18 protein-coding genes are annotated in these 16,929 nt (G+C 61.3%); 11 read left to right on the forward strand and 7 right to left on the reverse strand.

Features of this window, described 5'->3' with window-relative positions:
- Positions 1 to 72 precede the first annotated feature (72 nt).
- A complete protein-coding gene (locus tag AC1RME_RS06595; RefSeq protein ID WP_096821483.1) occupies positions 73 to 1,089 on the reverse strand; it encodes an AraC family transcriptional regulator in 1,017 nt (338 codons plus the stop codon).
- Between the two features lie 220 nt (positions 1,090 to 1,309).
- On the opposite strand from AC1RME_RS06595, the gene efeU reads away from it, so the two are divergent.
- Genes efeU through efeO (AC1RME_RS06615) form a run of 4 tightly spaced genes read left to right on the forward strand, consistent with a single transcriptional unit; the run spans position 1,310 to position 5,528 of the window.
- Entirely contained in the window at positions 1,310 to 2,158 is an 849-nt protein-coding gene (gene efeU, locus AC1RME_RS06600) for an iron uptake transporter permease EfeU (RefSeq protein WP_096821484.1), read from the forward strand.
- An 8-nt stretch (positions 2,159 to 2,166) separates the two neighbouring features.
- Entirely contained in the window at positions 2,167 to 3,366 is a 1,200-nt protein-coding gene (gene efeO, locus AC1RME_RS06605; protein ID WP_096821485.1) for an iron uptake system protein EfeO, read from the forward strand.
- Between the two features lie 17 nt (positions 3,367 to 3,383).
- A complete protein-coding gene (gene efeB, locus AC1RME_RS06610) occupies positions 3,384 to 4,682 on the forward strand; it encodes an iron uptake transporter deferrochelatase/peroxidase subunit (RefSeq protein ID WP_096821486.1) in 1,299 nt (432 codons plus the stop codon).
- Between the two features lie 21 nt (positions 4,683 to 4,703).
- Entirely contained in the window at positions 4,704 to 5,528 is an 825-nt protein-coding gene (gene efeO / locus AC1RME_RS06615; protein ID WP_096821487.1) for an iron uptake system protein EfeO, read from the forward strand.
- Positions 5,529 to 5,591: 63 nt separating this feature from the next.
- Here efeO (AC1RME_RS06615) and pssA read toward each other — a convergent pair whose 3' ends face one another.
- Positions 5,592 to 6,935, reverse strand: a complete 1,344-nt coding sequence (pssA, locus tag AC1RME_RS06620) for a CDP-diacylglycerol--serine O-phosphatidyltransferase (RefSeq protein ID WP_096821488.1) — start codon at positions 6,933 to 6,935, stop codon at positions 5,592 to 5,594.
- 235 nt (positions 6,936 to 7,170) lie between these two features.
- Between pssA and AC1RME_RS06625 the strand changes: the two genes are divergently transcribed.
- The gene (locus AC1RME_RS06625) at positions 7,171 to 7,737 is read left to right on the forward strand and encodes a TetR/AcrR family transcriptional regulator (RefSeq protein ID WP_096821489.1); all 567 of its coding nucleotides are present in this window, start codon (positions 7,171 to 7,173) and stop codon (positions 7,735 to 7,737) included.
- Positions 7,738 to 7,789: 52 nt separating this feature from the next.
- Complete coding sequence (locus AC1RME_RS06630) at positions 7,790 to 8,269, forward strand: nuclear transport factor 2 family protein (protein WP_096821490.1); 480 nt, start codon at positions 7,790 to 7,792, stop codon at positions 8,267 to 8,269.
- Between the two features lie 42 nt (positions 8,270 to 8,311).
- On the opposite strand, the gene sfnG is transcribed toward AC1RME_RS06630, so the two are convergent.
- Complete coding sequence (sfnG, locus tag AC1RME_RS06635) at positions 8,312 to 9,406, reverse strand: dimethylsulfone monooxygenase SfnG (protein WP_096821491.1); 1,095 nt, start codon at positions 9,404 to 9,406, stop codon at positions 8,312 to 8,314.
- Positions 9,407 to 9,662: 256 nt separating this feature from the next.
- On the opposite strand from sfnG, the gene AC1RME_RS06640 reads away from it, so the two are divergent.
- A complete protein-coding gene (locus AC1RME_RS06640; protein ID WP_027611974.1) occupies positions 9,663 to 10,442 on the forward strand; it encodes a TSUP family transporter in 780 nt (259 codons plus the stop codon).
- Here the strand turns inward: AC1RME_RS06640 and nudC are convergent.
- The 3 genes from nudC to AC1RME_RS06655 form a co-directional block, all read right to left on the reverse strand.
- Positions 10,410 to 11,240 (reverse strand): NAD(+) diphosphatase, encoded by an 831-nt coding sequence (gene nudC / locus AC1RME_RS06645; RefSeq protein ID WP_096821492.1) that lies wholly within the window; start codon positions 11,238 to 11,240, stop codon positions 10,410 to 10,412. The genes AC1RME_RS06640 and nudC overlap by 33 nt on opposite strands.
- A 6-nt stretch (positions 11,241 to 11,246) precedes the next feature.
- On the reverse strand, positions 11,247 to 12,059 hold the full coding sequence (locus AC1RME_RS06650) for a crotonase/enoyl-CoA hydratase family protein (protein ID WP_096821493.1): 813 nt from the start codon (positions 12,057 to 12,059) through the stop codon (positions 11,247 to 11,249).
- An 82-nt stretch (positions 12,060 to 12,141) separates the two neighbouring features.
- A complete protein-coding gene (locus tag AC1RME_RS06655) occupies positions 12,142 to 12,915 on the reverse strand; it encodes a class I SAM-dependent methyltransferase (RefSeq protein WP_096821608.1) in 774 nt (257 codons plus the stop codon).
- Between the two features lie 157 nt (positions 12,916 to 13,072).
- Here AC1RME_RS06655 and AC1RME_RS06660 point away from each other — a divergent pair, with 157 nt between their 5' ends.
- From AC1RME_RS06660 to pncA, 4 genes are all read left to right on the forward strand, one after another.
- A complete protein-coding gene (locus tag AC1RME_RS06660) occupies positions 13,073 to 13,606 on the forward strand; it encodes a tetratricopeptide repeat protein (RefSeq protein ID WP_096821494.1) in 534 nt (177 codons plus the stop codon).
- A gap of 62 nt (positions 13,607 to 13,668) precedes the next feature.
- Entirely contained in the window at positions 13,669 to 14,154 is a 486-nt protein-coding gene (locus AC1RME_RS06665; RefSeq protein ID WP_141401792.1) for an RNA polymerase sigma factor, read from the forward strand.
- Positions 14,151 to 14,909, forward strand: a complete 759-nt coding sequence (locus AC1RME_RS06670) for an anti-sigma factor family protein (protein WP_096821495.1) — start codon at positions 14,151 to 14,153, stop codon at positions 14,907 to 14,909. The genes AC1RME_RS06665 and AC1RME_RS06670 overlap by 4 nt, the downstream gene beginning before the upstream one ends.
- A gap of 51 nt (positions 14,910 to 14,960) precedes the next feature.
- On the forward strand, positions 14,961 to 15,587 hold the full coding sequence (pncA, locus tag AC1RME_RS06675) for a bifunctional nicotinamidase/pyrazinamidase (RefSeq protein WP_096821496.1): 627 nt from the start codon (positions 14,961 to 14,963) through the stop codon (positions 15,585 to 15,587).
- 39 nt (positions 15,588 to 15,626) lie between these two features.
- Here the strand turns inward: pncA and AC1RME_RS06680 are convergent, their stop codons facing one another.
- Entirely contained in the window at positions 15,627 to 16,928 is a 1,302-nt protein-coding gene (locus tag AC1RME_RS06680) for an ATP-binding protein (RefSeq protein WP_096821497.1), read from the reverse strand.
- Position 16,929: the final 1 nt, after the last annotated feature.

Genomic DNA, 16,929 nt, shown 5'->3' on the forward strand with positions numbered 1-16,929 from the left:
GCCGGCGGCGGCAATGGTCAAAGCCTTCAAAGTGGATGACTGGTTTGGCCAAGGTTTGCGGCGAATCGAGGATCAGACCGCTTCGTTGAGGATCAGGCTGCGGTAATGCCCAGGATTAGTCCCTGACCACTTGCGAAACGCCTTGTAGAACGAGCTCGCATCGGCAAACCCCAGGCGTGTGGCGATGTCGACAAAACTGATCGAAGGCTCCGCCAGCCAGGTGATCGCCAGTTCCTTGCGTACGCTGTCCTTGAGGCCTTGGTACGTCTGCCCTTCTTCAGCCAGGCGCCGGCGCAGGGTCGAGGCGGACATGCACAACTGCTGGGCCAGGGCTTCGGTTTCCGGCCACTGTTCGGCGGGCAACTGACGCAGATCCTGCTTGATGCGGCTGGCGAGGCTTTCCGGGTCGCGGTACTTCACCAGAATGTTGGCCGGGGCATGGGCGAGGAAACGTTTCAACTCCTCGGCACTGCGCTTGATCGGCAGATCCAGCACCTCGGCGGCGAAGATCATCCGCGTGCGTGGCCGATCGAAGCGCAGGTTCTCGGAGAACATCACCCGGTAGTCGTCGCAGAAGTCCGGCGCCGGGCAGCGCAATTCAATGGCCAGGATCGGAATCCGCCGCCCCGCGAGCCAGCAGGCCACGCCGTGGACGATCATCCAATAGGTGAAATAGGTGAAGGCGCGGCGCGGTTCAGGATCGTCCTCCAGCAGGACGATCTCCGCCAGGCTTTGCTGGTGCACCAGTTGCGCCGGCATGCGCTCAAGCATCAGCGACAGGAAATTCAAACCGGCGCTCAAACCGGCAGCCAGATTCGGCTGGGCCATCGCGCTGCGGCAGAGGAATTCCAGGCTGCCGGACTTCAGCTTGCGCGGGTCCATGCCAAAGAACTCGTCATCGCCGCGCCGCGCCAGCAGTCGCCACAACCGTGCGTACTGGCTGGCCGGGACGCGGGCGTCGTCGGTGGGCAGCAGCGCCGGATCGATGCCGACCTTGTTCAAGACTTCTTCCGTGGCCACGCCCGGGGCACAACTTTGCAGCAGTGCTTCGCGCACCAGTTGAATGGCGATGGTGTCTTTTTCCGACATGGATCGAGGCAAATCCTGTTGTTGTTCGGGTGGCAGGCATCTTAACGCAGCTGCTCTGGCACGGCTCGCTCCATCCGGGAATGTCCGTTGCGTATTTGAGAATGGTTGATCTTCAAGCTTGTTCAGCTACCGTTCAGGTAAATGTCAATGAGTGCCATGTGAGAATGACTTTCATTATGTTACAACTTGTAACCTCATTTCGTTACACAGTGGATGCCGAATGCTCGTTCCCTTTCTGATCATGCTGCGTGAAGGCATTGAAGCCGCGCTGATCGTTGGCATTATCGCCAGCTACCTGCAACAGACCGGCCGTGGCCAATGGATGCCGGCGGTGTGGATCGGCGTATTTCTCGCCGCTGCGCTGGCGCTGCTGGTGGGTGGTGGCCTGGAACTGGTCAGCGCCGAATTCCCGCAGAAACAGCAGGAACTGTTCGAAGGCGTGGTCGGCCTCGTCGCCGTGGGCATTCTCAGCTCCATGGTGTTCTGGATGCGCAAGGTCGCGCGTTCGATCAAGCATTCGCTGCAGGCGTCCCTCGATCATGCGCTGACCGCTTCGAAACATCAGGTCATCGCGCTGATCGCCATGGTGTTTTTCGCCGTCGCCCGGGAAGGACTGGAAACCGTGTTCTTCCTGCTCGCCGTGTTCCAGCAGAGCGAAGGCCCGGGCGCGCCGATCGGTGCCCTGCTCGGCCTGATCCTGGCCATCGTCGTCGGTTTCCTGATCTACAGCGGCAGCATGCGCCTGAATCTGTCGGCGTTCTTCCGCTGGACCGGGCTGTTCATCCTCGTGGTCGCTGCCGGGATCCTCTCCAACTCGGTGCAGGCACTGCATGAGGCCGGGGTGTGGAACCACCTGCAAACCGTGCTCTTCGACTTCAGCGCGACGCTGCCGATGGACGGCCCGCTGGGCTCGGTGCTGGCCGGCATGTTCGGTTATCAGGATGCCCCGACCGTCAGCACCCTCGGTGCATACCTGATCTACCTGGTGGTGGCGCTGGTGATGTTCTTCTATCCGGCCTCCGCCCCTGCGCCCAAAGCCGCCGCTTCGAATTCCGCTTCCAGCCAATAAGGGCCTCCATGTCAAAGCCTAATATTCCTCAGGCCTCCCCTCCCCGCGCCTTGCGCTGGGCGGTGGCCGGTTCCGTGGTCGTGATGATCGCCGCCGGTGGCCTGTTCTACTACGCCTCGAAAATGGCTGCGGCCAAGCGTCAGCACAACCATGACGAAGTGGTGGTCAACATCCACCCCGGCAGTTGCGAGCCCAACGAGCTGAGCGTGCCGGCCGGCCGTGCCAGTTTCCGCATCGTCAACCGCTCCGATCGGGCAGTGGAATGGGAAATCCTCGACGGCGTGCTGGTGATCGAAGAGCGCGAAAACATCGCTCCGGGCCTTAGCCAGGTGATCAACGCCAACCTGCAACCCGGCGATTACGCCATCACCTGCGGCCTGCTGAGCAACCCGCGCGGCGTGCTGCATGTGACGCCGACCGCAGCCTCCGATGCCGCCGCCAAGGCCAAGCCGTCGATGGTCGCTTTCGTCGGGCCGCTGTCGGAATTCCGTGTCTATCTGGCCACCCAGAGCAGCGCGCTGATCAGAGCCGTCACGGCGCTCAATCAAGCGATCACCAGCGGCGATCTGGCCCAGGCTCAGGCGGCGTACTTGCCGGCCCGCGCGGCGTATCAGCGTCTGGCTCCGGCCGCACAACGCCTGGCCGAGCTGGACAACAGCATCAACGCCCGCGCCGATTACTTCGAGAAACGCGAGCAGGATCCGGCCTTCGTCGGCTTCCACCGCATCGAGTACGCATTGTTCCAGCAACGCAGCCTCGACGGTCTGTCGCCGGTTGCCGAGCGCCTGTTGGGCGACGTCACCACGCTGAAACAACAGTTGCTGGCCCAGTCGCTGCCACCGGAGCAACTGGTGGAAATCCTCGTGCGCAACCTCAACACCCTGGCCGACGTGCGCGCCGCCAGCGGCGAAGAGGAACGCTACAGCCACGGCGACCTCAACGGTTTTGCAGCGAATCTGGAGACCGCGCACAAAGTCGTCGAACTGCTGCGCCCGATGCTGAGCAAATCCGCCGCCGACCTGCTGCCGAAAATCGACAGCGCGCTGACTGATTTCGATACCACTCTGAACGGCTTCAAGGTCAAGGATGGCTACGCCAGTTACGACACCGTCAACGGTGAGCAACGCAAGCAGATCGCCGACAAGGCCAAGGCTCTGGCCGACGCCCTCGACGCCATTGATCCCGCCCTCGGCCTCTCCGGCCTGTAAGTAGAAGACGACTACCGATGAACGATTCCGAACACTTCAACCTGCAACGTCGCCGCGTACTGATGGGCATGGGCGCCGCCGGTGTCGCACTGGCCGGCACCGCCCTGAGCTGCCCGGCAATGGCCGCCGCCCCTGCGCAAGTCACCGAAGCGCCGAGCAGTGACAAGACCCAGGATCACCACGACTTTCATGGCGCGCACCAGACCGGCATCGTTACCCCGCGTCCGGCGTCCGGCATGCTGGTGTCGTTCGATGTGCTGGCCAGCGACCGCGAAGACCTCGAACGTCTGTTCCGCACCCTCAACGAGCGCATCGCGTTCCTGATGAAGGGCGGCCCGGTGGCGCAGATCGACCCGAAATTGCCGCCACCGGATTCCGGCATCCTCGGCCCGGTGGTCACACCGGACAACCTGACCATCACCGTGTCGGTGGGCGAATCGCTGTTCGACGAGCGTTTCGGCCTCGCCTCTGCCAAGCCCAAGCGCCTGATCCGCATGGTCGGCTTCCCCAACGACGCGCTGGAAGCCGATTGCTGCCACGGCGACCTGAGCCTGCAGTTCTGCTCCAACACCGCCGACACCAACATCCACGCCCTGCGCGACATCGTGAAGAACCTGCCGGACCTGCTGCTGGTGCGCTGGAAACAGGAAGGCAGCGTGCCGCCGCAAGCCCCGGCGAAACCCGGTGTGCCAGCGCAATCGGCGCGTAACTTCCTCGGTTTCCGCGACGGTTCGGCCAACCCGGATTCCAACGACGGCAAAGCCATGGACCGCATCGTCTGGGTGCAACCGGGCAGCGACGAGCCGGCCTGGGCCGTTCACGGCAGTTATCAGGCCGTGCGGATCATCCGCAACTTCGTCGAACGCTGGGATCGCACGCCGTTGCAGGAGCAGGAAAGCATCATCGGCCGAGTCAAAACCACCGGCGCGCCGATGGGCGCCAGCCATGAGACCGAAGTCCCTGATTACAGCAAGGACCCGGAAGGCAAGCTGACCAAGCTCGACGCGCACATTCGCCTGGCCAACCCGCGCACCACCGCGAGCCAGGCCAACCTGATCCTGCGCCGCCCCTTCAACTATTCCAACGGTGTGAACAAGAACGGCCAACTCGACATGGGCCTGCTGTTCATCTGCTACCAGGCCGATCTGGAAAAAGGCTTCATCACCGTGCAGACCCGCCTCAATGGCGAGCCGCTGGAGGAATACCTCAAGCCGGTCGGCGGCGGTTACTTCTTCACCCTGCCGGGTGTTACGGGCGACAAGGATTTCATCGGTCGCTCGTTGCTCAACGCTACCCAACCAAAAACAACTGCATAGCATTCAACAGGAGCCGCCCCCATGAAAAAGACGCCCATCGCGTTATTGCTGACCCTCGGTCTACTCAACACCCCGCTGTCGGCGTTCGCGGCGACCGCACCGCTGGATCTGGTCGGGCCGGTTTCGGACTACAAGATCTACGTCACCGAGCAACTGGACCAACTGGGCACCCACACCAAGCAATTCACCGATGCCGTGAAAAAGGGTGACCTGGCTACCGCGCAGAAGCTCTATGCACCGACCCGCGTCTACTACGAGTCGATCGAGCCGATTGCCGAGCTGTTCAGTGACCTCGATGCATCCATCGACTCCCGCGTCGATGACCACGAAAAGGGTGTGAAGGCTGAAGACTTCACCGGTTTCCACCGCCTCGAGTACTCGCTGTTCTCGGAGAAGAGCACCCAGGGCCTGAACGATCTGGCCGACAAACTGGATAAAGACGTCCAGGACCTGCAGACCCGCGTCGCCGGCCTGACCTTCCCGCCCGAGAAAGTCGTGGGCGGCGCTGCCGCACTGCTGGAAGAAGTCGCTGCCACCAAGATCTCCGGAGAAGAAGACCGTTACAGCCACACCGACCTCTATGACTTCCAGGGCAACATCGACGGCGCGAAGAAAATCGTCGACCTGTTCCGTCCGCAGATCGAGAAACAGGACAAAGCCTTCGTTGCCAAAGTCGACAAGAACTTCGCCACCGTGGACAAGATCCTGGCCAAGTACAAGACCAAGGACGGCGGCTTCGAGACCTATGACAAAGTGAAGGAAAACGACCGCAAGGCGCTGGTGGGCCCGGTCAATACCCTGGCGGAAGACCTGTCGACCTTGCGTGGCAAGCTCGGTCTGAACTGAGTTCTGCGCATAAAAAAATCCCCCGGACGCGTCCTGCGTTCGGGGGATTTTCGTTTTCCGGTCTTACAGAATCCGGTACAGCAACCGCTCGACCCTCACCCGGCTCACGCGTTTGAGGAATTTGGCCACCCCGCTCGGATAATCCGGCAAGGCTTCCAGATCCTGGAATCGTGCGATTCGCTGGGTGTGTTCGAAGATGTTTTCCAGCTCCAGACGCCGAGGCTCCAGCCACTCGCCTTTCGGGTCATCGATCAACAGCGCATTTTCCAGATCGAGACGAAACGCCCGCGGATTGAGGTTGTTGCCGGTCAGCAAGGTGTAGCGCTGATCGATCCACATCCCCTTGAGGTGATAGCTGTTGTCGCCCTCACGCCACAGATGCAGGTTCAACTGACCGCTGTCGATGTTGCGCTGATGGCGCTTGGCGAAACGGCGCAGGCTGATCTCGTAGAGATACGGCAGCGCGGCGATCACCTTGAACGGCTCGGTCGGCGGAATGTAGAAGTCGTTGGCGGTCTTGTCGCCGACCACGATGTCGATCTTCACGCCGCGAGCCAGCGCCCGGTTGATCTCGCGGATCACTCCCAGTGGCAGGTTGAAGTACGGCGTGCAGATGGTCAGTTGCTTCTGGGCGCTGGCGATCAGCTCCAGAATCACTCGGTTCAGCGGGTTGTTCTTGCCCACACCGAGCAACGGGCTGACGGACAGGCCGGTATGCGCCGTGCTGCCGGCGCTGGTGTCGTACGTCGCGTATTTGAGGCGGCTGCGCAGGTCGCCGATGTCGTTGCGCAGGCTGCGGGTGGTCGGCAGGTTCGGCAAGTCGAGGCGATGCACCGCTTTCGATTCGATCAGGCCGTGCTTGACCAGATGGTGCATCGAATCCGCCAGTTCCCGGCTCTGCAGCACGTGATAACGGTCGAAGCGGTACTTGTCGAACTTGTGCAGATAGACGTTGTTCAGGCTCGCACCGCTGTAGACCACGCAATCGTCGATCACGAAGCCTTTGAGGTGCAGCACGCCGAACAGCTCACGAGTCTGCACCGGCACGCCGTAGACCGGCACCACGCTCTGGTGGGTGCGAGTCATTTCCTGATACCAGGCCGAGTTACCTGGCTGCTTGCCGGCACCGATCAAGCCGCGCTGGGCGCGCAACCAGTCGACGACCACAACGATTTCAAGCTCGGGACGCTTGAGTTTGGCGGCGTGCAAGGCATCGAGGATTTCCTGACCGGCTTCGTCATTTTGCAGATAGAGCGCGACGAGGTAGATGCGCTGGGTCGCCTGGGCGATTTTCTCCAGCAGGCAACGACGGAACTCGGCGGCGCCGGACAGAATGGTCACGGCCTCGGCGGTCAGCGGAAAGCTGCGCAACTTGGGCAGCAGAGAGCGTTTGAAAAGCAACGGCATAGGGCTCGCAATGGGTCGAATCCGAAGAACCCGAGAGCTTACACCATCAACTCCTTCGGGTCTTCCCGCCTGATTGATCGTTCCCACGCTCTGCGTGGGAATGCAGCCCGGGACGCTCCGCGTCCCTTCCAGAGCTGGAACGCGGAGCGTCCCTTGAGGCATTCCCACGCAGAGCGTGGGAACGATAAATAAAAAACATTTGACCAAGGAGAACGATCGTTCTACTGTTCGCTACATGAACGAAATCACCAGCAACGACACGACCCGCGACATCATTCTGGATGTCACCGAAAAGTTGATCTACAAAAGTGGCATCGCCGCCACCGGGATGGATCTTCTGGTGAAAACCGCCGGTGTCTCCAGAAAGAGTATCTACCGCTACTTCGCCAACAAGGAGGAGCTGACCGTCGCCGCCCTGCAGCGCCGCGACGTGCGCTGGATGCACTGGTACAGAAGCGCCGTCGATCAGGCCGAAACCCCGGCCGATCGCCTGCTCAACCTGTTTACCGTGCTCAAGGGCTGGTTCGCCTCGGAAGGCTTCCGGGGCTGCGCCTTCATCAATACCAGTGGCGAAACCGGCGATCCGCAGGATCCGGTGCGCCTGGTCGCCAAAGACCACAAACAAAAGCTGCTCGACTACGTGTGCGAGCTGTGTACCGAACATGGTGCCGAGGACCCGCAACTGCTGGCCAAACAGTTGCTGATCCTGATTGACGGCGCCATTACCGTAGCGCTTGTGATGGGTGATCACAGTGCCGCCGATAATGCGCAATGCATGGCGCGAAAGTTATTGGACCTGTAAAGCCTCAATAAGCGACAAGTTGTTCAATCGTTAATTTGATCGGGAGACAAACATGTCTACTGCAGCCGAAGTGCGTCCGCCATTGCCACCCTTCAACCGTGAATCGGCCATTGAAAAAGTTCGCTTGGCCGAAGATGGCTGGAATTCCCGCGACCCGCACCGCGTATCGCTGGCTTATACCCTCGACACAAAGTGGCGCAACCGCGCCGAATTCGCCAACAACCGCGAAGAAGCAAAAGGCTTCCTGACCCGCAAATGGGCCAAGGAACTGGATTACCGCCTGATCAAGGAGCTCTGGGCGTATTCCGACACCCGCATCGCCGTGCGCTACGCCTACGAATGGCACGACGACTCGGGCAACTGGTTCCGCTCCTACGGCAACGAGAACTGGGAATTCGACGAGCACGGCCTGATGTTCCAGCGTTATGCCTGCATCAACGATATGCCGATCAAGGAAAGCGAGCGCAAGTTCCACTGGCCGCTGGGCCGACGCCCGGATGATCATCCGGGGCTGTCCGAGCTGGGTCTGTAATTAAGCCGTCGATCCTTCCTGCAGATTGTGCAGGAAGGGTCTTCAGGCCACTTCGGCGCTGTGCTTCAGCGTTGCTTTGGCTTCCAACTCCCGCACCAACGGCAACACTCGCTTGCCGAAATACTCCACCTCTTCCTGAAAGTGCAGGAACCCCGCCAATACCAGGTCCACTCCCACCGCTTTCAACGCCACGATCCGCTCGGCAATCTGCTGAGGCGTGCCGATCAGATTGGTCTTGAAGCCATCGTTGTACTGCACCAGATCTTCAAACGTCGATTTCGCCCAGTTGCCCTCGCCCTCCGGCGACGCCCTGCCCGCCTGTTTCGCCGCATCACCAAAGGCATTCACCGCTTCCGGGTCAGCCTGATCGATGATCTGCGCCAACACCGCTTTGGCTTCTTCTTCGGTATCCCGGGCAATGACAAACGCGTTCACCCCGATTTTGACTGAATGATGGTTCGCTGCCGCTTTGGCGCGAATGTCATCGACCTGGGCCTTGATGCCTTCGACGCTGTTGCCGTTGGTGAAATACCAGTCCGACACCCGTGCCGCCATGTCCCGCGCCGCACGGGAGCTGCCGCCCTGAAAGATTTCCGGCCGGCCCAGCGGTTTAGGCTTGAGGCTGTAGTTGTCGAAACGATAGAAATCGCCACGGAAGGTGAAGTTGTCCAGGCTCCAGATCCCTCGCAATGAACGGATGAACTCTTCCGAGCGACGATAGCGCTCGTCGTGCTCCAGCCAGTGTTCGCCAATGGCCTGGAACTCACCCTTGAACCAGCCGCTGACGATGTTCACCGCGATCCGGCCGTTGGTGAGTTGATCGATGGTCGCCAACTGTTTGGCCGCCAGCGCCGGTTGCCACGGGCCGGGCAGAATGGCGGCAATGACTTTGAGCTTGCTGGTGGCGGCGAGCAGCGCGTGGCTGAACGCCACCGATTCATGCTGGAACTCGGCGCCGTAGCCGGCGGTGAAGCGGATTTGCGTCAAGGCGTATTCGAAGCCCGCCGCCTCGGCCAGTTGCGCCAACTTGCGGTTGTAGTCGATGCCCCAGTCGGTGCGTTGTTCGATCTTGCTGACCACCAGCCCACCGCTGACGTTCGGCACCCAGTAGGCAAATTTCACGGCTTGCTGACTCATTGGCGTGTCCTCGGGACAGTTGATGAAGGTGAGAGAGGTAGAGCAGCAAGCGTGCCAGCCTCGATAGCCCGGTTTTATTGAGGCTTCAGGTGATCGGGATGCATGACGGGAGGGTGATTTGTTGTGTGCGTGTTGGCTGGGCAACAGTTGAACAGTCGGTGCCCGGGCCTTATGGGTCGCCGCAACACTTGGAAATGAGTAACATGACTGCCCTCCCCGCAGCCCAGCTCTGCAACCTGCCGAATAAGCCGATTCCATGCCTTTCGAACTCAGCGTTGACCTCACTACCCTGGCCGTTCTGGCCCTTGTCGCTTTCATTGCCGGATTCATCGACGCCATCGCCGGCGGTGGCGGTCTGTTGACCACACCTGCATTGCTCACCGCCGGTCTGCCGCCGCACCTGGTGCTGGGCACCAACAAGTTGAGTTCGACCTTCGGCTCGGCCACCGCCAGCTTCACCTTCTACCGGCGCAAGCTGTTTCACCCAAGGCAGTGGATGCACGCCATCGTCGGCACGCTGGTCGGCGCGCTGACCGGTGCCATCGTCGCCCACTATCTGCCGGCGGAATGGCTGAACAAGATGCTGCCGGTAATCGTGTTCGCCTGTGGCCTGTACCTGTTGTTTGGCGGCACGCCGAAGGCCCCGCTGGACAGCGATGCACCGATCAAGAAGAAGTGGCAATCGACCCAGGGCTTCAGCCTCGGTTTCTACGACGGCGTGGCCGGCCCCGGCACTGGCGCCTTCTGGACTGTCAGCAGCCTGCTGCTGTACCCGATCGATCTGGTCAAGGCCAGCGGCGTGGCGCGCAGCATGAACTTCGTCAGCAACATTGCGGCGCTGTCGGTGTTCGTGTTTTCCGGGCAGGTGGACTGGATCATCGGCCTGAGCATGGGCCTGTCGGTGATGGTCGGCGCGTTCTTCGGGGCGCGCACCGCGATCAGCGGCGGCGCCAAGTTCATTCGTCCGGTGTTCATCACCGTGGTGCTGGGGTTGACCGTGCGTCTAGCCTGGCAACACTGGTTCAGCGTGGCCTAAGCGCCGCGCCACGTAGACGTCGATCAGGTAACGGGCAATCGATTTGGACGCCGGCAACGGCGGCAAATCGTGCACGTTGAACCACTGGGCGTCCTCGATCTCGTCTTCCTGACAGACAATTTCGCCGCCGGCGTATTCGGCATGGAAACCCAGCATCATCGAGTGCGGGAACGGCCAGCACTGGCTGCCCAGGTACTGGATGTTCTTCACTTCGATGCTGACTTCCTCTCGCACTTCGCGAATCAGGCAATCCTCGGCTGACTCCCCAGGCTCCGCAAACCCCGCCAGCGTGCTGTAGACCCCGGTGACGAAACGCGGCGAACGCGCCAGGAGCACTTCATCGCCACGAGTCACCAGCACGATCATGCTCGGCGAAATACGCGGATAACTGCGCAGATCGCACGGTTGGCAATACATCGCCCGCTCCCGTGGCACTTGAGTCATGGCCTGACCGCAGTTTCCGCAGAAACGGTGTTCACGGGCCCACGTCCCGATCTGCGCCGCATAACCCAACACTTTGTAGATCGTGTGATCGCCGTCGAGCATGAACGCCCGCAAGCCTTTCCAGTTGCAGCCCGGCACCTCGCTGGTGCTGCGCAGTTCCAGCAGGTAGACCGGCTCGCCATCGAGATGGCCGATGCCATGCTCGGCGAGGATCGACAAGTCCTGACGCTTGAGCCATTCCCGGGGGAACAGCGCGCCGTTGTCATCGAACAGAAAACCCTCGGGGCTGCGCGCGACGGCCCAGCCGCCGGGTTGATCGGTGTCCAGTACTGCGGTGGTCCAGCGAGATGTCATGGTTTCTCAATCCAGAAATTCGGGTTTCTGTTTGCTCATATGGGCGGCCATGGCCACGCGCAAGTCGGTGGATTGCAACATGGCGGCGTTCCAGGTGGCAACGTACTCCAGACCATCGTCGATACGGTGGTCGCGCATATAGCTGATCATTTCCTTGGTGCCGGTGACCGCGATCGGCGACTTGCCGGCGATGTCCCGGGCAATGTCCATCACACCTTCGATCAGGCTGTCCTTGTCGCTGTAAACGCGGTTGACCAGCCCGATGCTGCGCGCTTCGTCGGCGCCAAAGGTGCGACCGGTGTAAGCCAGCTCACGCAGCATGCCGTCACCGATGATCCGTGGCAACCGTTGCAAAGTGCCTACGTCAGCCGCCATACCGATATCGATTTCTTTAATAGAGAATTGCGCGTCTTCGGCAGCGTAGCGCATGTCGCAGGCCGCGATCAGGTCGATGGCACCGCCCAGGCAATAACCCTGGATCGCCGCGAGCACCGGCTTGCGGCAATTGTCGACGGCATTGAACGAGGCTTGCAGGGTCAGGATCTTTTTGCGCAGCAGGCGCGCGTTGCGGCCGACGTCCTTGCCCAGCTCATTGGCCACGCCGGCCAGCATCATCAGGTCGATGCCCGAGGAAAAGTGTTTGCCGGCACCGCTGAGCACCACCACCCGCACTTCGTCGGTGTCGTCGATCCACTGGAACACCTCGACGATTTCGCTCCAGAACGCGGCGTTCATCGAGTTGATCTTTTCCGGACGGTTGATCTGCACATGGGCGATGTTGTCGGCCAGTTCGACGCTGAAGGCGGTGTATTGAGTCATGGCAGAAATCCTTTACCGGTCTGAAAATGAGGCCTGAACTATATCAAGGCCTCAGAACGGCGGTTCGGCCAAATGCAGGACTCTAGCCGCCCTTCACCGCCACGAACGCGGCAGTCTCGTAAGGCACGGTCATCACATCCCTGCCCCGCAGCTCGGGATCGGACGCGACCAGCGCCCGCAGCTGCTCATCGATCCGGGCTCGCTCTGCATCCGGCAGCGCCGCGATGAAACTGGTGGAACGCACCCGGTTGAAAATCACATCCTCCGGCGAGCCCGTATGACCATGGTGAAAATGCTGAGCCTGCAACGGCCCGAACGCCGGGTGCGGAAACACCTTGCGCCAGGCGCCGGTGTAGTAACGCGGCGTGTCGCCTTCCTGAGCGTTGACGATGGCATCGAGCTTCGGTACCCAGCCGACCTTGGTGTCGCGCAGGTTCCAGATCAGCCCGAGCTTGCCGCCGGGCTTGAGCACCCGGGCGATTTCGTCCAGTGCCTCGGTGCTGGCGAACCAGTGAAAGGCCTGGGCGCAGACCACGGCGTCCACCGAGGCATCGGGCAATGGCAAATCGGTCGCCATGGCGCTGACGGCCAGCACTTCCGGCCAGTTGGCAGACAGTTTTTCCAGCATCTGCGCCACCGGCTCCACGGCAATCACCTGGGCTCCGGTCGCCACCAGCCGTCCGGTGAACTTGCCGGTGCCGGCGCCGAGGTCGATAACAGTCTTGTGGCCATCCAGGTCCAGTGTTGTCGTCAGCCATTCGGTGACCGCCGGCGGATAGTCCGGCCGGCCTTTGATGTACGTGTCGGCGGCGGTCTTGTAACCGGCGGCAGCCGAGTGGTGAACCTGATCTTTCATGGCGCGACTCCCAATGTGGAACGGCGGATCGACGACAGACGTCAGGAGCATAGCGCTCGGGTTTGCGCTTTCCTTGAATGGCACCTGACAAAGCAATGAATAAAACTTCACCTTGCGGTGTTCAACGTGAAACATGACCCACTATGGAGCCTTGCCCATGACTTTCCGTTCCGTTATGTTCGCCGCCCCGTTGCTGATGGCCGCGATGTTGTCCAGCCCTTTGGCCCTGGCCCACGGTGATGAAGACGAGCCGGTGCAGAAACCCAACTGCCCGAAAGGCCAGGTGCTCGATAGCAAGACGCAGAAATGCGTCAGACAGACCAGCAGCCTGGTGCCGGACGCCGACCGCACCGACTACGCCTATCGTCTGGCCAAGGACGGTCGATATGAAGAAGCCCTTGCCTTGCTCGACACCCTGAAACAACCGAACACCGCCAAGGCCCTCAACTATCGCGGTTACGCCACGCGCAAGCTGGGCCGAACCGACGAAGGCATCGGTTATTACCTGCAATCGGTCAAGCTTGATCCGCAGTACGCGCAAGTCCGCGAATACCTGGGCGAGGCCTATGTCATCAAGGGTCGCGTCGATCTGGCGCAGGAACAGTTGCAGCATATCCAGAAGATTTGCGGCACAACCTGCGAGGAATACCGGGACCTGGCCGAAGCCATCAACGATTCATCGAAAACCTGACACGACACGCGGAGGCGAACATTTTCAGCGATCAGGCATTCAGAGCCGAACTCGGACAACACCTGGCGCGCCTGTGGCGCTACGGCTTGCTGCTGTCGCGCAATCGGCACGTGGCCGAGGATCTGGTGCAAGCCACTTGCGTGCGAGCGCTTGAACGTTCAGGCCAGTACGTGGCCGGCACGCGCATGGATCGCTGGCTGCTGAGCATTCTGCATTCGATCTGGCTCAATGAAGTGCGCGCCCGCCGGGTGCGCCAGGGCCAGGGTGTGGTGGACGCCGACAGCCAACTGACGTTCGACGGCGAATACGCTGCGCAGACTCACGTGATGGCGGCGCAGGTGATCCGCCGCGTCGATGCGCTGCCGGAAACCCAGCGCGAAACGGTGTATCTCGCCTACGTCGAAGGCCTGTCCTATCGCGAAGTCGCCGAGATCCTGCAAGTGCCGATCGGCACGGTCATGAGTCGCCTCGCCACCGCACGCCTTAAACTGGCCGAATACCCGCCGCTGCAAGCGGTACCGAACACCCCCGCAGGAGACCGGCAATGAATACGCCTTCGGACGAGCAACTGGTGGCGTATCTGGACGATGAACTGGACCGCGAACAACGCAGCCAGCTCGACAGCCTCATCGCCGACGATCCGCTGCTTAATCTTCGGGTGCAGTGGCTGAGCCGCAGCAACCTGCCCTATCGCGACGCCTACAATGAACTGGCCCGACAGGCACCGCTTGATCGCCTGCAAGCGCGACTGGATGCCGCGCCCTCCCCGCAGCGGCCCGGTTTCAGCCGGCGCTGGTTTATCGGCGCGGCGGCAGCGGGCATGGTGCTCGCGGGAGTCGCGGCCGACCGTCTGTTCCTTGGCTGGCAAGCGCAACAATCGCACAACTGGCGCGAGCTGGTGGGCGATTACATGGCGCTGTACGTACCGCAAACCCTTGAACATCTGGCCACCGACGAAGCCTCTGAGCTGGCGCAGTTACGAACTGTCGATGCGCGGCTGGGCCTGAGCCTGTCGCCGGCGAAACTGAAACTGCCCGGTGCACAATTCAAACGTGCGCAACTGCTTGAGTATGACGGTGTGCCGATTGCACAGATGACCTGGCTCGACGCCACCCATGGCCCGCTGGCACTGTGCGTCACGCGCTCCAACAGCGGCAGCCAGCCGCTGGCCCATGAACGCCGGCACGGGATGAACGTGGTGTACTGGACCGAACGCGAACACGCGTGGATGCTGATCGGGCATAACCCGGCCACCGAGCTGGAAGGTCTGGCAAAAATGTTTAAAGAGCGGCTGAGCACATGAGCCAGCCAGTCACTATGCTTGGCGAGTGATTATCCAGGGAGGAACCCTTACATGGCGATTTCACCGCGTACTGCATTGCTGGTCATCGACGTCCAGAACGACTTCACTCCCGGCGGCCAACTGGCCGTGCCCGAGGGTGACCAGATCGTCCTGCTGATCAACCGTCTCGCCGAGCAGTTCAAGCAAGTGGTCATTGCTCAGGACTGGCACCCGGCGGGTCATGCTTCATTTGCGTCAAGCCATCCCGGCCGTCAGCCCTACGACGTGATTCAACTGCCGTACGGCGAACAGACACTCTGGCCGGATCACTGCATTCAGGGCACACACGGTGCCGAGTTTCACTCGGGTCTCAACCTGCCCCACGCGCAACTGATCATCCGCAAGGGCTGCAACCCGGACATCGACAGTTATTCGGCGTTTCTGGAAGCGGACCGTGCCACCACCACAGGACTGGCGGGTTATCTCAAGGAGCGCGGTGTCGACACGGTGTACATGGTCGGGCTGGCGCTGGATTTCTGCGTGATGTTCTCCGCGCTGGATGCGCGGGCGGCGGGGTTCAATACGTTTGTGGTGCTGGACGCCTGTCGGGCGATCGATATGAATGGATCACTGGCGTCGGCGATCGAGCGGATGCAGGTGGCCGGGGTCGGGTTGATTCAATCCACTGAATTGCTCTGATCACCGATCGCTCCCGCGCCATGCGCGGGAGCGATCGAATCAAACCGGGGTCGGCAACCAAAGCCTGAACCGCGCTCCGCCCAACGGCGAACCTTCCACGGTCAACGTCCCACCCTGCGCTTCCAGCGCCCGACGGCTGATCGCCAGTCCCAGGCCAAACCCGCCGGTCGCTCGGTCGCGGCTGCGATCCAGTCGATAGAACGGTTCGAAAATCCGCTCCCGCTCGTCTTCCGGGATACCGATGCCATCGTCATCCACCCAGATCTCACAGCCTTTCGGGCAGACCTGAACACCGATCTGAATACGTTTTTCGCAGTAACGCATGGCGTTGCGCAACAGGTTCTGAATCGCGCGGGCCGTCAGGCGCGGGTCGAGGGAGAAGCGTTCCAGCTGATTGTGCAGCAGCACGTCGATGACGATTTCCGGGGACTCCAGCTCTTCGTCGACGCTGCCCAGAATACTGTCGATGAACTCGTCCAGCGCCACCTCGACCTGTTCCGGCAGACGCGCCGGGTTTTGCAGGCGGCTGTAGGACAGCAACTCCAGCACCAGTTCATCGAGTTCACGAATGTGCGCGACCAGACCTTGCAGGCGTTCGCGGCTGGCTTGCGGCAAATCATCGGATAACGCCAGCGCCAGGCCGAAGTCCAGACGGGTCAGCGGCGTACGCAATTCGTGAGACACCGCGTTGAGCAAATCACGCTGCTGGTTGAGCAGGTTTTCGATGTCGCCGGCCATGGTGTCGAACACCGTGGCCAGGCTGCCGATGTTCGAGCTCGAGCCGATTTGCGTACGCTCGCTCAAGTGGCCTTTACCGAAGCGTTCGGCGGTGCCCTTCAGGCGTTCAAGATCACGCCAGTGCGGCCGCAGCCACAGCAACAGGCACGCCAGCAAGCTCGCGCCGATCAGGACGTTGATGCTCCAGTACAGCAAGTTCACGTCCATTGGGTCCGGCGGCACCACCATTTGCACGGCCACCTGGTCGTTCAGCGGCGTCACCGCCAGCGTGCGCCAGCCCCAGTCGCCGATGCGCACCACGTTTTCGCCACGACGCAGGCGTTCCTGCTCGATCGGGGTGAAATCGGCGTTATCGATGCGGGCGAGGACGATGTGCAGCGGCTGGAAATCCTTGTCCATCGCAGCGGCGACCGCCGGCCACTGATCCTGCGGCACCGCGCGAAACTGCTTGGTGATCAGCGATTGCAGGCCACGGGAATAATCGAGGTTGTAGGTGACGAACCGATCCCTGAACGCCATCACCACCAGATCCGGCACCAGATAGATCGCCGCGCTGTAGGAAACGATCGTCACCAGATAGAGGCGAAACAGGATTCTGAACATC

It is taken from the genome of Pseudomonas sp. GW822-FHT03F08, from assembly GCF_058801265.1.